We start from the raw sequence: 13,286 nt of genomic DNA, 5'->3' as shown, positions 1-13,286 counted from the left end.
GGCTCGCGACTGGTTAGCGTCGCCCCCATGGACCTGGAGTTCTTCGCCGACCCCGCGACCTTCCTCGACGCGGCCGGGGACCACCTCGCCGCGCACCCCGTGCTGGCCACGGTCGTCGCCACCGTGGCCTCGCGCGCCGTCGCCGAGATCGCGGACGGAGTGGCCCAGGACCCGCGCCACTGGTACGTCGTGGCCCGCGACGGCGGTGTCGTCACTGGGGTGGGCATGCGGACGGCACCGCACGGCGACCGGCCGGCGTACCTCCTCCCGATGCCGGACGAGGCGGCCCGGCTGCTGGCCCGTGCCGTGCACGACCGGGGCGAGGACCTGGCGGCGGTCAACGGCGCACTGCCGGCCACCCAGGTCTTCGCCGACGAGCTCGGTCGCCTGTCCGGGCGCACGCCCGAGGTGTGGGAGCACACCCGCCTCCACGAGCTGGGGGAGCTGGTCGACCCACCCCCGGTGCCGGGCACGCTGCGCGCGGCCACCCGCGACGACCTGGACGTGTGCCGCGCGTGGTTCACCGCCTTCCACGTCGACGCCGACGAGCAGGCCGGACGGGCGCCCGGCCGTGCGCCGATCGAGACCTTCGGCGACGACGACCTGCTGCGTCGCATCGACACCGGGAGGATCTGGCTCTGGGAGGACGGGGGAGAGGTCGTGCACCTCACCGGCGCCAACGCGCCGGCCTTCGGTGTCGCCCGGGTGGGCCCGGTCTACACGCCGCGCGAGCGACGGGGCCGGGGCTACGCCAGCGCAGGGGTGGCGGGGGTGTCGCGGATCGTGCTGGCGCAGGGCGTGCGGGCCTGCCTCTTCACCGACCAGGCCAACCCCACGTCCAACAAGATCTACGCGGCCCTCGGCTACCGACCGGTGGTGGACATGGTCAACGTGGTCCTGCGCTGAGGCCGCGGGCCGACCCCACCCCTAGACTCGTGGCGAGATGAGTGAGCACAAGAAGTCCGAGCAATCGCCTGACGCCCGCCCGGCCGAGACGTACGCCGAGGTCGAGGACGCCCTGCTGTCCCGCTGGCCCGAGACCAAGCTCGAGCCCAGCCTGGACCGCATCGAGGCGTTCACCGAGCTCCTCGGCGACCCGCAGCGCTCCTTCCGGACCATCCACCTGACCGGCACCAACGGCAAGACGTCGACCAGCCGGATGATCGAGACGCTGGTGCGTGCGCTCGACCTGCGCACCGGCCGCTTCACCAGCCCCCACCTGGAGAAGATGAGCGAGCGGATCAGCATCGACGGGGAGCCCCTCAGCGACGAGGCCTTCGTGCGCGCCTTCAACGACGTCGCGCCCTACACCCACCTCGTCGACGCGGACCAGGCCTACCCGCTGAGCTTCTTCGAGACCGTCGTGGGGATGGCGTACGCCGCCTTCGCCGACGCCCCGGTCGACGTCGCCGTCGTCGAGGTCGGCATGGGCGGGGCCTGGGACGCCACCAACGTCGTGGAGGCCGACGTCGCGGTCGTGCTGCCCATCTCGGTGGACCACGCGCAGTACCTCGGCGACTCGCCGACCGCGATCGCGCACGAGAAGGCCGGGATCATCAAGCCCGGCTCGATCGCCGTCCTCGCCCAGCAGGAGACCGACGTGGCCACCCTGCTGATCGAGCGCGCGGCCGAGGTGGGCGCCACCGTCGCCCGTGAGGGCATGGAGTTCGGGGTGGTGTCGAGGGTCCCCGCCGTCGGCGGGCAGATGCTCGCCCTGCAGGGCCTGCGCGGGCAGTACGACGACGTGTTCCTGCCGCTGTACGGCGCGCACCAGGCGCAGAACGCCGCCGTCGCCCTGGCGGCGGTCGAGGCCTTCGCCGGTGAGGAGCCGCTCGACGCCGACCTCGTGCGCGCGGCCTTCGCGGAGGTGACCTCGCCCGGTCGGCTGGAGATCATCCGGCGCAGCCCCACCATCGTGCTCGACGCCGCCCACAACCCCCACGGGGCGGCGGCGACGGCGGCGGCCATCGAGGACTCCTTCACCTTCTCACCGCTCATCGGCGTGATGGGCGTGATGGGGGACAAGGACGCCAACGGGGTCCTGGAGGCCTTCGAGCCCCACCTCGAGCACCTCATCTGCACACAGAACTCCACCCAGCGCTCGATGAGCGCCGACGCGCTCGCCGCCGCCGCCATCGAGATCTACGGCGAGGACCGGGTGACCGTGGTCCGCGACCTGGCCGACGCCATCGACCGGGCCGCCACGCTGGCCGAGGCCGGCGAGGCCTTCGGCGACCCGTTGGGCTCCGGGGCGGTGCTGGTCACGGGCTCGGTCGTCACGGTGGGTGAGGCGCGCGCCATGCTGCTGCGTCGGGGGCAGTCGTGAGCGACACCACCGCCGCTCCGCAGGGCCCGGCGCCGCACAATACCGAGCGCTCGCCGCGGCGCGGCATGTGCGCGGCCGTGCTCTGCCTCGAGGCCATCACCGTCGCCCTGACGACGCCGGTGCTCATCACCATCGCCGACGTGCCGGTCGGGCGGGCCGTGCTCATCGGAGTCGGCCTGGCGGTCGCCTGCCTGCTGCTCGCCGGCATGCTCCGGGCTCCCTGGGCCTACGCCGTCGGCTGGGTGCTCCAGGTCGGCGCGATCGCGATAGGCTTCCTCGTCCCGATGATGTTCGTCCTCGGCGGTATCTTCGCCCTGCTCTGGGGCATGGCCGACTTCCTCGGGCGCAAGATCGAGCGGGAGCGGGCCGAGGCCTGGGCGGCGTACCGCGCCGAGAACCCGGACTGACGGTCCCCGGCGGGATCGTCACTCCGCCAGCGAGCGGGCCAGGACGGCCAGTGCCGCGTCGAGCTGCGCGTCCGTCGGGCCCCCGAAGCCGACGACCAGCCCGGTGAGGCCGGACGTGCGCCCGTAGTCGGCGAGCAGGTTTACCCGGAACCCGGCGTCCTCCGCCGCCTGCCGGGCGCGGACCGCGCGGTCCTGGGGGAGCAGCCACGTGGAGTACATCCCCGCGACCGGCCCGGCGAGCTCGGCGTACGGCGACAGCGCGGCGACGACGCGCGGCGCGCGCTCGGCGTACGTCCGTCGTGCAGAGCGGACGACGGCATCGACGTAGCCGTCGCGCAGCAGTGCCCAGAAGGCACGTTGCACCGGCCACGCCGGGGCGTCGTGGGTGATCCGTCGGTGTCGGTCGAGGGTGGGCCGCAGGTGCGGCGGGGCCACCAGCCAGCCCAGGCGCAGCGACGGCGCGACCGACTTGGAGGCGGTGCCGAGGTAGGCCACCAGGTCGGGCTCGAGCGACGCCAGCGCTGGCACCGGCGCCACGTCGTAGCGGAACTCCGAGTCGTAGTCGTCCTCCAGCACCACGGCGCCGTCGCGGCGCGCGGTGGCCAGCAGCGTGAGGCGGTCCTCGGCGGGCATCACCCGACCGAGGGGGTGCTGGTGGGCGGGGGTCACGTACGCCGCGCAGGCGCCGGCGAGGTCGGTGACCGGCCCCAGCGCCGGCAGGTCGACCACCCGGCGGCCCGACTCCTCCACCGTGAGCACCGCGGCGCGGTAGCCGGGGTCCTCCACGGCCACCGGCTCGCGGGGGAGCACCGCCAGGACGTGGCGCAGGCCCGCAGTCGTCCCGGCAGTGACCACCACGTCCTCGGGATCGACGACGAGGCCCCGGGTGCGGCCCAGCCTCTCGGCGAGCAGCTCGCGCAGGACCGGGAGACCGCGGGGGTCGTCGTAGCCGCGCGGCGGGGTGGCGGACGAGACCTCACGCCAGGCCCGCCGCCACGCGGCGCCGTGGCGCGCGTCGACCCAGGGCGTGCCGGCGTCGAGATGGACGAGGGGAGCCTCGGGCGGCGGGGCCGGGCGGCGGGACGTCGGCGTCGGCGCCGGCCCGGCGCCACCCGTCACCCACGTGCCGGCACCCTGACGACCCTCGATCCAGCCCTCGGCCCGCAGCTGGTCCCAGGCCTGCTCTGCCACCGCGCGGGCCACGCCGAGGTCGACGGCCAGCCGTCGGGTGCTGGGGAGCCGGTCACCCGGCGCGAGCGTGCCGGCCAGCACCAGGCGGCGTACCTGGTCGGCGAGCTGCAGGCCGAGCGGTCGAGGGTCGGACCGGTCGAGGGTCACGGGCAGCATCGTCGAGTGGCCTGTCCAAGAGCGGGTGAAGTGGCCCGTGCGCACAGGCCACCTGTCGACCAGCATGGTCGCATGAGCACGCCCCTGGAGCCCACCGCCCGCACCCGCACCAACCGCGGACGCAACCGCTCGGTCGCCGAGCGGGAGCGCCTGATGGCCCTCCTCGACGACGCGCTCGTCGTGCACGTCGGCCTCCAGCTGGGCGATCACCCGCTCGTGCTGCCGTCGGCCTTCGCCGTGGACCCCGACGGCCCGGACGAGGACGGCACGCTCTACCTCCACGGCTCGGTCGCCGCCGGCTGGCTGCGGGCGGTTCCGGGGACGACCGTCTGCGTGACCGTGACCGAGGTCGACGGACTGGTCGCCGGGCGGTCGGCCTTCCACCACTCGATGAACTACCGCTCCGCGGTCGTGATCGGGCAGGCCCGGCTGGTCGAGGACCTCGGCGAGCGGCAGCACGCCCTCGACCTCATCGTCGACCACATGCTCCCCGGCCGGGCGGCGACGCTGCGCCCCAGCACCCGCAAGGAGCTCGCGGCCACCGCCGTGCTCGCCGTACCCCTCCACGAGGCGTCGATGAAGGAGCGAGCGGGCGGTCCGGGGGACGAGCCCGAGGACGTGGAGGCCGGCACCTGGGGCGGCCACGTGCCGATCCACCGGGTCGCCGGTGACCCCGTCCCCGACGCCGACGCCCGGGGCGCGGTGCCGGCCGACGTGACCGCGCGAGCCGTCGCCCTCGGGGCCGGATAGGCTCCCGCCCATGACTGAGCGTTCTCTCGTCCTCGTCAAGCCGGACGGTGTCCGCCGAGGCCTCACCGGTGAGGTGATCCGACGCATCGAGGCGAAGGGCTACCGCATCGTCGCCCTCGAGCTGCGGCCCGCCACCCCCGAGCTGCTCGCCGAGCACTACGCCGAGCACGAGGGCAAGCCGTTCTACGAGCCGCTTGTGGAGTTCATGCTCTCCGGCCCGGTGACGGCGATGGTCCTCGAGGGCGAGCGCTGCATCGAGGGTTTCCGGTCCCTGGCCGGCGCCACCGACCCGACCGTCTCCGCCCCGGGCACGATCCGTGGCGACCTCGGTCGCGACTGGGGCGAGAAGGTCCAGCAGAACATCGTCCACGGCTCCGACTCGCCCGAGTCCGCCGCGCGCGAGATCGGCATCTGGTTCCCGGGACTCTGATCCCGTGAGGCGCGCGCTGGTCGGGCTGCTGGCCGGATCGGTGCTGGGCCTCGGCGCGTGCACGTCCGGGCCGGTCGGTGACCGCGAGCTCTCCGAGGACGGGCCGTTCCAGTGCGGCATCGCCTACGACGAGGTCCGCGGCCCCGAGCCGGGCGAGCCCCACGGCAGCCTGCGCGACTTCCGCGCCGCCGACGCCGTCTGCGACGCCTGGTGGCTCGACCTGCCCGACGACTTCGTCCCGCAGGGGCTCGAGGTCACCACCTCGACGGCGTACGTCGTGGGGCACCGCGCCGGCGCGGTCGGCAGCAAGCCCTGCCAGGTGGCGGCCGTCGCCCTCCCGTCCGGCCGGACCCGCGCCTTCGCCGCCCGCCTCGACCCGCCGGGCAGCCGTAGCGACACGGCGTACTGCCGGCACGGCGGCGGTGCGGCGCTCACCGACGCCGGTCTCTGGGTCGTCGAGACCTCGCGGCTCTGGCTCCTCGACCCGGCCCGCCTCGGCGACGACCCCGTCCTGCGGGTGTGGCGGCTCGGAGACGGGGTGCGCGGATCGACCCTGGCTGCGACCGGAGGCACGCTCGTCGTCGCCGGCTACCGGCCGGACGGTCCCGGCCGCGCCCGCTGGTACGACGAGTCGTCCCTGCTCCGTCCCGGCGTCACCACCCTCGTGGAGGCGGGCGCAGGAGCCGGAGAGGTGGCGATGCAGCGCTCCACCCGGGTCCCGCCGCGGCTCCAGGGCCTGGCCTTCACCCGCGCCGGGGTGGCGTGGACCGTCTCGTCGGGCATCGCCTGCGGGGTCGTGCGCCCCGGTGGCCGCCCGCGGGACTTCGTGCCCGGGGCGGAGGACCTGGTCGTCGAGCGGCGCAGCATCTGGACGGTCAGCGAGGCCAGCGCCACGCCGTACCGCGACCCCTCGGGAGCCCTCGTGCCGCGGCTCCTGCTGCTCGACCGGGCGGCCGTCGAGGGCGGCGGTCCGGCGAGCTGCGAGCCGTAGCCCAGAACGCTTCATGGACCGGGCCGGCGCGCCCGCGTGTCCTCCCCAGAAGGGAGGAGTGCGCTACCTACCCTGAGCGTGGGCCGGAGACCCGGGTGCCGGCCCCTTCCCCGACACGCAGTGTTTCGACACGCAGGCACAAGAGGCAGCGCATGGCACACAGTCTCATCGGCCGCGACATGGCCGTGGACCTCGGCACCGCCAACACGCTGGTCTACGTCCGCGGCAAGGGCGTCGTCCTCGACGAGCCGTCCGTGGTCGCGATGAACGCGAGCACCGGTGAGGTGCTCGCGGTCGGCCACGAGGCCAAGCGGATGATCGGGCGCACGCCCGACAACATCACCGCCATCCGGCCGCTCAAGGACGGCGTCATCGCCGACTTCGAGGCGACCGAGCAGATGCTGCGCTACTTCATCCAGCAGGTGCACCGCCGCCGCTACTTCGCCAAGCCCCGGATGGTCATCTGCGTGCCCAGCGGCATCACCGCGGTCGAGCAGCGCGCGGTCAAGGAGGCCGGCTACCAGGCCGGTGCCCGCAAGGTCTACATCGTCGAGGAGCCGATGGCCGCGGCGATCGGCGCCGGGCTGCCCGTCCACGAGGCCACCGGCAACATGGTCGTCGACGTCGGCGGCGGCACGACCGAGGTGGCCGTGATCAGCCTCGGCGGCATCGTCACCAGCATGAGCGTCCGCACGGCCGGTGACGACCTCGACCAGGCGATCATCGCGTGGATGAAGAAGGAGTACTCCCTCATGCTCGGGGAGCGCACCGCCGAGGAGATGAAGATGACCCTCGGGTCGGCCTTCCCGCTGCCGACCGAGCCGGAGGCCGAGATCCGGGGCCGCGACATGGTCTCGGGGCTGCCCCGCACCGTCGTGGTCTCCAGCGCCGAGGTCCGCCAGGCCCTCGAGGAGCCGCTGCACAACATCATCGACGCCGTCCGCAGCACCCTCGACCAGACCCCGCCCGAGCTGGCCGGCGACATCATGGACCGCGGCATCGTGCTCACCGGCGGCGGCGCCCTGCTGCGCGGCCTCGACGAGCGGCTGCGGCACGAGACCGGCATGCCCGTCCACGTCGCCGAGGACCCGCTGTCGTCGGTGGCCTACGGCGCGGGCAAGTGCGTCGAGGAGTTCGAGGCCCTCCAGCAGGTGCTCGTCTCCGACCCGAGGCGCTACTGATGCCCGACACCCGTGAGCGCCGCTGGCGCGGCCTCGACCGGCTCGACGCCCGCAACAAGGCGCCCCGGTCGCTGTTCATCGCCCTGCTGCTGGCCAGCGCCACCCTGATCACGCTGGACTACCAGGGCGGCTCCGACTCGGCGATGGAGCCGGCCCGGCGAGCGGTCGGCGAGGCCTTCGGCCCCGTCGAGTCGGTCACCGCCGCGGTCGTGCGCCCCTTCACCTCGGTGCCGTCGTGGCTGCGCAGCCAGGGCGCGCTCAGCGACGAGATCCGCGACCTCGAGGCCGAGAACTCCGCCCTGCGCAACGAGGTGGAGACGGCCGGCTTCGACCGCAACCGCCTCGAGTCGTACGACGGCCTGACCCAGGCCGCCCAGGACCTCGGCCAGGCCCTGGTCCCGGCCCGCGTGGTGGCCTTCGGCCCGTCGCAGTCCTTCAGCAACACCGTCACCATCGACGCCGGCTCCGCGGCGGGGATCGGCCCCGACATGACGGTCGTCAACAACGACGGCCTCGTCGGCCGGGTGCTGCGTGTGACCCGCTCCACCGCGACGGTCCTGCTCGTCACGGACACCGAGTCGATCGTCGGCGGCCGGGTCGGCTCCAGCATGGAGATCGGCTTCGTCCACGGCCGCGGCACGCTCGCCGACAACGGTGGGCTCGACCTGCGCCTCGTCGACGACGCCGTCGTGCCCGCCGAGCACGACACGGTCGTGACCTGGGGCAGCACCGGCGGTCCCTACCAGCCCGGTGTCCCGATCGGCGAGGTCACCGAGGTCTACAGCAGCCTGCTGGAGACCTCGCAGCGCGCGGTGATCAAGCCGTTCGTCAACTTCTCCGCGCTCGACGTCGTGGGGGTGATGGTGCCCACCGGCACCACCAGTGACCGCGCCGTCGTCGAGGCCGACGGGGCACTGCGATGAAGGCGGTGCACGCATGAGCCGCGCCCGAGTCCTCGTTGCGCTCGCCGCCGTCGTGGTGGCGCTGGTCCTCCAGGTCTCGCTGTTCCCGCACCTGGCCTGGCAGGGGATCGTCCCCAACCTGTGCCTGCTCGTGGTGGTCGCGGCCGCGCTGACCATCCCGGCGCCGTCGGCCCTGCTGCTGGGCTTCGCCGCCGGGGTCGCGCTCGACCTCGCGCCGCCCGCCGACCACGTCGCCGGCCGCTGGGCACTGGCGCTGACCGTCGTCGCCTTCCTGGCCGCCCGCGTGCGCCAGGACGTCCGCCCGACCGCGGTGGCCGTCGTCGCCACGGTGGCCGCGGCGTCGTTCATCGGCACCTCGATCTTCGCGCTCACCGGGCTGCTGCTCGGCGACGCCTGGTCGGTCGCGGAGCTGCTCCAGGTCATCGTGGTCGCCGTCGTGTGGGACGTCCTGCTCACGCCGTTCGTGCTGCCGCCGCTGATGAAGCTCTTCGGCCGGCTCGACCCGCAGCGGATGACGGCCTGATGGGTGCGGTCAACGGCTCGCAGCGCAGCCGCCTGCGCCTGGTGGTGGTCCAGGCCCTCGTCTTCTCGCTGTTCGCGACGCTCTTCGTGCGTCTCTACTACCTCCAGGTCGTCGGCGGCGACGACTACCAGGCGATGGCCGCCGACCAGTCCGTGCGCGACATCGTCGTGCAGCCGCAGCGCGGTCTCATCGTCGACAACCAGGGCCGTCCGCTGGTCGCCAACCGCACCTCGTGGGTCATCTCGCTCGATCGCAACCTGATGGACAAGATGACCGACCGGCAGCGCACCGAGCTGGTGCGCCGGGTGTCGGTGGTCGTGGGGGAGACCCCCGAGGCGATCGAGCAGCGGCTGGTCACCTGCGGCCACGAGGGCAGTGTCCGGGGCACCTGCTGGAACGGCTCGCCGTACCAGCCCGTCCCGGTGGCCACCGACGTCACCAAGGACGTCGCGCTGCGCGTGCTCGAGCAGCCGGAGGACTACCCGGGCGTGGTCGCCGAGCAGCAGAGCGTGCGCGCCTACCCCGAGCCCTACGGCATCAACCTCGCCCACGTGCTCGGCTACCTCAGCCCGATCACCGAGGACGAGTACGACGCCGCGGCCGAGGCCGACGACCGGTCGCTCAACGGCGGCTCCTCGGTCGGCCGGGCCGGTGTCGAGAAGCAGTACGACGAGTGGCTGCGCGGCCTGCCCGGCTACCGCCGGGTCGCGGTCGACTCGATGGGGCGCGTCCTCGGCGACGACTCGCTCGTGGAGAGCACGCCCGGGGACACCCTGGTCACCTCCATCGACGCCAAGGTGCAGAGCGTCGTGGAGAAGCAGCTCGCCGAGCGGATCAAGGTGCAGCGAGGGACCCTCGACACGGTGACCGGTCGCAACTACGTGGCCGACTCCGGCGCCGCGGTGGTGCTCGAGGCGAAGACCGGTCGGGTCGTCGCGATGGCCAGCCAGCCGACGTACGACCCCGGCGTGTGGGTCGGGGGCATCAGCACCAGCGAGCTCGAGCGCCTCTACTCCGAGAAGGCCGGCACGCCGCTGCTCTCGCGGGCGACCCAGGGCCAGTTCGCCCCCGGCTCCACCTGGAAGCCCTTCATGACCGCCGGTGCCCTCCAGAACGGCTACGGCACCGACACCACGCTCCCGTGCTCGAGCGGGTTCCAGGTGGGCAACCGGGTCTTCAAGAACTACGAGTCCGGCGCCTACGGCAACATCGGCTTCGCCAAGGCGCTCGAGGTCTCCTGCAACACCTTCTTCTACCGGATCGGCTACGACTACTGGCAGCGCTTCGGCTCCGACGTCGACGACGTCGACGCCAAGGACCCGCTCGTCGAGGAGGCCAAGACCTTCGGCTTCGGCTCCCGCACCGGGATCGACATCCCCGGCGAGGCGCCCGGACGGATCGCCGACCGGCAGTGGAAGCGCGACTACTACGAGTCGATGAAGGACTTCTACTGCGGGATCGCCGACAAGCCCCAGGACGCCAAGACGAGTGACTTCGTCTACAAGTTCGCAGCGGAGTTCTGCATCGAGGGCTACGCCTACCGGGCTGGTGACGCGGTCAACTTCGCCATCGGGCAGGGCGACACGATCGTGACACCGCTCCAGCTCGCCCGGGCCTACGCCGCCCTCTCCAACGGCGGCACGCTGTGGCAGCCCACGGTGGCCAAGGCCGTGGTGAGCCCGTCGGGCGAGGTGCTGCGCCGGATCGCCCCGCGCAAGTCCGGCACCGTCGACGTGCCGCGGCGCTACCTCGACTACATCGACCAGGCCCTGCAGAACGTGAGCCGGGTCGGCACCATGGCCTGGAAGCTGGTCGGCTTCCCGCTCGACGACGTCACGATCCGGGCCAAGACCGGCTCGGCGGAGGTCTACGGCAAGCAGTCGACCGGCTGGGTGGCCTCCTACACCGAGGACTACGTCGTGGTGATGATGATCAGCCAGGGCGGCACCGGCTCCGGCTCCACCGGCGACGGCATCCGCAAGATCTGGGAGACGCTCTACGGCGTCGAGGGCGAGCAGGTCCGCCCCCGCGAGGCCGCCATCCCCGGCACGGTCTCCCCGAAGACGCTGCCCAACTTCATGGAGGACGGCTCGATCATGCCGCCGGCCGTCAAGGGCGCGGGAGGGCTGTCGTGAGGACCATGACGAGCGCCCCGCCCGGACGACCGGCATCCGGCAGGCAGGCGCTGCGGGCCCCCGGGCTCGACTGGCTGCTGATGGGCGCCGCCATGGGCCTGGTCGTCATCGGCACGCTGCTGGTCTGGTCGGCCACGTCGACGCGCGCCGATCTCACCGGGGGCGACGCCACGGCGTACCTGCGCAAGCAGCTGGTCAACGTGGCCATCGGCGTGGTGCTGATGGTGATGGTGATGGCCACCGACCACCGCTGGGTGCGGATCCTGGCGCCGCTGGTCTACGTCGGCTCCATCGTGGGGCTGATCGGCGTGCTCGTCGCCGGCAGCACCATCAACGGTTCCCGCTCGTGGCTCCAGGTCGGCGGGATGTCGATCCAGCCGGCCGAGTTCGCCAAGCTGGCCGTGATCATCGGCATGGCGCTGCTGGTCGCCGAGCGCAGCGAGGGTCGGTGGCGCCGCGGCGTCAAGACGCCCGAGGTGCTGGGGATGCTGCTCATCGCCGGCGTCCCCGCCGCGCTCATCCTGCTCCAGCCCGACCTGGGCACGATGCTGGTGCTCACCGCGACGGTCTTCGGCGTGCTGGCGGTGGCCGGGGCGGCCCGTCGCTGGCTGGTCGGGCTCACCGTCGCCGGCGTCGTGGGCGCGGGCGTGGCGGTGGCGGCCGGGGTCCTGAAGGACTACCAGGTCGACCGCTTCATGGCCTTCACCAACCCCGGGCTCGACCCGCGCGGCGCCGGCTACAACACCGAGCAGGCGCGGATCGCGGTCGGCAACGGCGGCCTCTTCGGCCAGGGCCTCTTCGAGGGCTCGCAGACCCGCTCGGGCTTCGTCCCCGAGCAGCACACCGACTTCATCTTCACCGTCGCCGGCGAGGAGCTCGGGCTTGTCGGGGCGGGTCTGGTCATCGCCCTGCTGGGCATCGTCATCTGGCGGGCGCTGGCCATCGCGATGGACACCGACGACGTCTTCGGCCGGGTCGCGGCGGCGGGCATCGCGTGCTGGTTCGGCTTCCAGGCCTTCCAGAACGTCGGCATGTGCCTGGGGATCATGCCGGTCACCGGTGTGCCCCTGCCGTTCGTGTCGTACGGCGGCTCGTCGATGTTCGCGGGCATGCTCGCGCTCGGGCTGCTCCAGAACGTCCACCTGCGCGCCTCGGCCCCGTTGCCCACCCGGTTCCTCGCGAGCCCCCGGGTGCTGGCCGGCCGGTAGGCCTCAGGCCCGGCGCTTGCGCGTCGGGCAGTCGGTCGAGGCCGGCACCACGTAGTCGACGACGACCCGCGCGTGGTCGGAGACGGACGAGCGCAGCGTCTGGGCGCTGCGCGGCTCCAGGGTCGGGCTGGCCATCACGAAGTCGATGCGCGAGCCGTTGGGACCGGTGCCCTCGGGGCCCGAGCCGGCGACGGGCCACGCGTCGACGAGCTGCGCCAGCAGCGGGCCGAGGGTCGGGGTGTTGGCGGTCGCGTTCATGTCGCCGCCGAGGATGGTCGGCTGCTCCTCGCCGGCGAGGATGCCGGCCACGTGGCGGGCCTGGGCCTCGCGGAGCCCGACCAGCTTGTTCTGGAGGTGGGTGTTGTAGACACGCACCTCCTGGCCGCCGACCTCGAGGCCGGCCCACTGGAGGCCGCGCGGCTCGCCGCCGGCGGAGTTGGGCAGCGGGAAGCGTCCGGAGTCGATGATCTCGAAGCGGGAGAGGATGGCCGTGCCGTACTGACCGTTGCCCTGCACGACGTTGGGGCTGAAGGCGCCCTCCATGCCCAGCGCCTCGGCGAAGTAGGCGACCTGGTCGACGCCGCCCGTGCGGCCGTGGAAGCGGTCGATCTCCTGCAGCAGCACGATGTCGGGGTCGAGCGCACGGATCTCCTGCGCGACCGTCGCGATGCCGCCGAAGGACCGGTGGGTGTTGAAGGAGACGACCCGGACGTCGACGGACTCCTGGAGCTTGCGGCAGGCGATCGCCTCGATGCCGGGCGGGGGAGTGGGGACCTCCTCGGTGGCGCCCGCACGGGGCTTGCCCGGCCTGCCGGGCTTCGCCGTCCCGTCCGCCGACGGGAGCGGGGTCTCGATGGTGACCGACGGCGTGGGAGTCGCGGCGGCGTCGACGCCCGCTGGCAGGTCGTCGCCGCGTCGGCGGTCGACCACGACGAGCGTGGCGATCACCCCGAGCACGAGCACGAGCAGCACCGCGCGCACCAGCTGCTCCCGTCGTGTCACGCAGTGAAGTGTGCCCGGTGGGGCCAGCACTTTCGACCGGCCGGTGGCTTTTCGCGCACCGCC

13 protein-coding genes are annotated in these 13,286 nt (G+C 73.2%); 11 read left to right on the top strand and 2 right to left on the bottom strand.

Annotated features, from left to right (window positions below):
- Nucleotides 1-27 precede the first annotated feature (27 nt).
- Genes ASG88_RS02240 through ASG88_RS02230 form a run of 3 tightly spaced genes read left to right on the top strand, consistent with a single transcriptional unit; the run spans nt 28 to nt 2,733 of the window.
- Nucleotides 28-906, top strand: coding sequence for a GNAT family N-acetyltransferase (locus ASG88_RS02240; protein ID WP_200956312.1), 879 nt, complete (start codon nt 28-30; stop codon nt 904-906).
- Nucleotides 907-943: 37 nt separating this feature from the next.
- Complete coding sequence (gene folC, locus ASG88_RS02235; protein ID WP_056885750.1) at nt 944-2,326, top strand: bifunctional tetrahydrofolate synthase/dihydrofolate synthase; 1,383 nt, start codon at nt 944-946, stop codon at nt 2,324-2,326.
- A complete protein-coding gene (locus ASG88_RS02230; protein ID WP_235534691.1) occupies nt 2,323-2,733 on the top strand; it encodes a DUF4233 domain-containing protein in 411 nt (136 codons plus the stop codon). Before folC ends, ASG88_RS02230 begins: the two co-directional genes overlap by 4 nt.
- Nucleotides 2,734-2,751: 18 nt before the next feature.
- On the opposite strand, the gene ASG88_RS02225 is transcribed toward ASG88_RS02230, so the two are convergent.
- Nucleotides 2,752-4,080: a PLP-dependent aminotransferase family protein gene (locus tag ASG88_RS02225; protein ID WP_056885749.1), complete on the bottom strand. Its 1,329-nt coding sequence runs from the start codon at nt 4,078-4,080 to the stop codon at nt 2,752-2,754.
- A gap of 72 nt (nt 4,081-4,152) precedes the next feature.
- Here ASG88_RS02225 and ASG88_RS02220 point away from each other — a divergent pair, with 72 nt between their 5' ends.
- The 8 genes from ASG88_RS02220 (at nt 4,153) to rodA (ending at nt 12,221) form a co-directional block, all read left to right on the top strand.
- Nucleotides 4,153-4,830 carry a pyridoxamine 5'-phosphate oxidase family protein gene (locus ASG88_RS02220; RefSeq protein ID WP_056885748.1) on the top strand — a complete coding sequence of 226 codons (678 nt, stop codon included), beginning with the start codon at nt 4,153-4,155 and terminating at the stop codon, nt 4,828-4,830.
- Nucleotides 4,831-4,840: 10 nt separating this feature from the next.
- Nucleotides 4,841-5,260 (top strand): nucleoside-diphosphate kinase, encoded by a 420-nt coding sequence (gene ndk / locus ASG88_RS02215; RefSeq protein ID WP_056885747.1) that lies wholly within the window; start codon nt 4,841-4,843, stop codon nt 5,258-5,260.
- Between the two features lie 4 nt (nt 5,261-5,264).
- The gene (locus tag ASG88_RS02210) at nt 5,265-6,251 is read left to right on the top strand and encodes a hypothetical protein (protein ID WP_056885746.1); all 987 of its coding nucleotides are present in this window, start codon (nt 5,265-5,267) and stop codon (nt 6,249-6,251) included.
- Between the two features lie 152 nt (nt 6,252-6,403).
- Nucleotides 6,404-7,432: a rod shape-determining protein gene (locus ASG88_RS02205; RefSeq protein ID WP_056885745.1), complete on the top strand. Its 1,029-nt coding sequence runs from the start codon at nt 6,404-6,406 to the stop codon at nt 7,430-7,432.
- Nucleotides 7,432-8,355 carry a rod shape-determining protein MreC gene (gene mreC / locus ASG88_RS02200; RefSeq protein WP_056885744.1) on the top strand — a complete coding sequence of 308 codons (924 nt, stop codon included), beginning with the start codon at nt 7,432-7,434 and terminating at the stop codon, nt 8,353-8,355. Before ASG88_RS02205 ends, mreC begins: the two co-directional genes overlap by 1 nt.
- Before the next feature lie 13 nt (nt 8,356-8,368).
- Complete coding sequence (gene mreD, locus ASG88_RS02195; RefSeq protein WP_056885743.1) at nt 8,369-8,878, top strand: rod shape-determining protein MreD; 510 nt, start codon at nt 8,369-8,371, stop codon at nt 8,876-8,878.
- Nucleotides 8,878-11,013, top strand: coding sequence for a penicillin-binding protein 2 (gene mrdA, locus ASG88_RS02190; RefSeq protein WP_056885742.1), 2,136 nt, complete (start codon nt 8,878-8,880; stop codon nt 11,011-11,013). Before mreD ends, mrdA begins: the two co-directional genes overlap by 1 nt.
- A 5-nt stretch (nt 11,014-11,018) precedes the next feature.
- Nucleotides 11,019-12,221 carry a rod shape-determining protein RodA gene (gene rodA / locus ASG88_RS02185; protein ID WP_056885741.1) on the top strand — a complete coding sequence of 401 codons (1,203 nt, stop codon included), beginning with the start codon at nt 11,019-11,021 and terminating at the stop codon, nt 12,219-12,221.
- A 3-nt stretch (nt 12,222-12,224) separates the two neighbouring features.
- Here the strand turns inward: rodA and ASG88_RS02180 are convergent, their stop codons facing one another.
- Nucleotides 12,225-13,223: an endonuclease/exonuclease/phosphatase family protein gene (locus ASG88_RS02180; protein WP_162259800.1), complete on the bottom strand. Its 999-nt coding sequence runs from the start codon at nt 13,221-13,223 to the stop codon at nt 12,225-12,227.
- Between the last annotated feature and the right edge of the window lie 63 nt (nt 13,224-13,286).

Origin of the sequence: Nocardioides sp. Soil777 (assembly GCF_001428425.1) — a bacterium.
Classification (GTDB): Bacteria; Actinomycetota; Actinomycetes; order Propionibacteriales; family Nocardioidaceae; genus Nocardioides; species Nocardioides terrigena.
The sequence above is the reverse complement of the archived record's forward strand: the minus strand, read 5'-3'. Positions and strand labels throughout refer to the sequence as shown.

Coding starts and splice junctions, on each gene's coding strand:
- mreD (WP_056885743.1), top strand. CDS start 8,369: ATGAGCCGCGCCCGAGTCCTCGTTGCGCTCGCCGCCGTCGTGGTGGCG.
- ndk (WP_056885747.1), top strand. CDS start 4,841: ATGACTGAGCGTTCTCTCGTCCTCGTCAAGCCGGACGGTGTCCGCCGA.
- ASG88_RS02240 (WP_200956312.1), top strand. CDS start 28: ATGGACCTGGAGTTCTTCGCCGACCCCGCGACCTTCCTCGACGCGGCC.
- ASG88_RS02225 (WP_056885749.1), bottom strand. CDS start 4,080: ATGCTGCCCGTGACCCTCGACCGGTCCGACCCTCGACCGCTCGGCCTG.
- rodA (WP_056885741.1), top strand. CDS start 11,019: ATGACGAGCGCCCCGCCCGGACGACCGGCATCCGGCAGGCAGGCGCTG.
- folC (WP_056885750.1), top strand. CDS start 944: ATGAGTGAGCACAAGAAGTCCGAGCAATCGCCTGACGCCCGCCCGGCC.
- ASG88_RS02220 (WP_056885748.1), top strand. CDS start 4,153: ATGAGCACGCCCCTGGAGCCCACCGCCCGCACCCGCACCAACCGCGGA.
- mreC (WP_056885744.1), top strand. CDS start 7,432: ATGCCCGACACCCGTGAGCGCCGCTGGCGCGGCCTCGACCGGCTCGAC.
- mrdA (WP_056885742.1), top strand. CDS start 8,878: ATGGGTGCGGTCAACGGCTCGCAGCGCAGCCGCCTGCGCCTGGTGGTG.
- ASG88_RS02205 (WP_056885745.1), top strand. CDS start 6,404: ATGGCACACAGTCTCATCGGCCGCGACATGGCCGTGGACCTCGGCACC.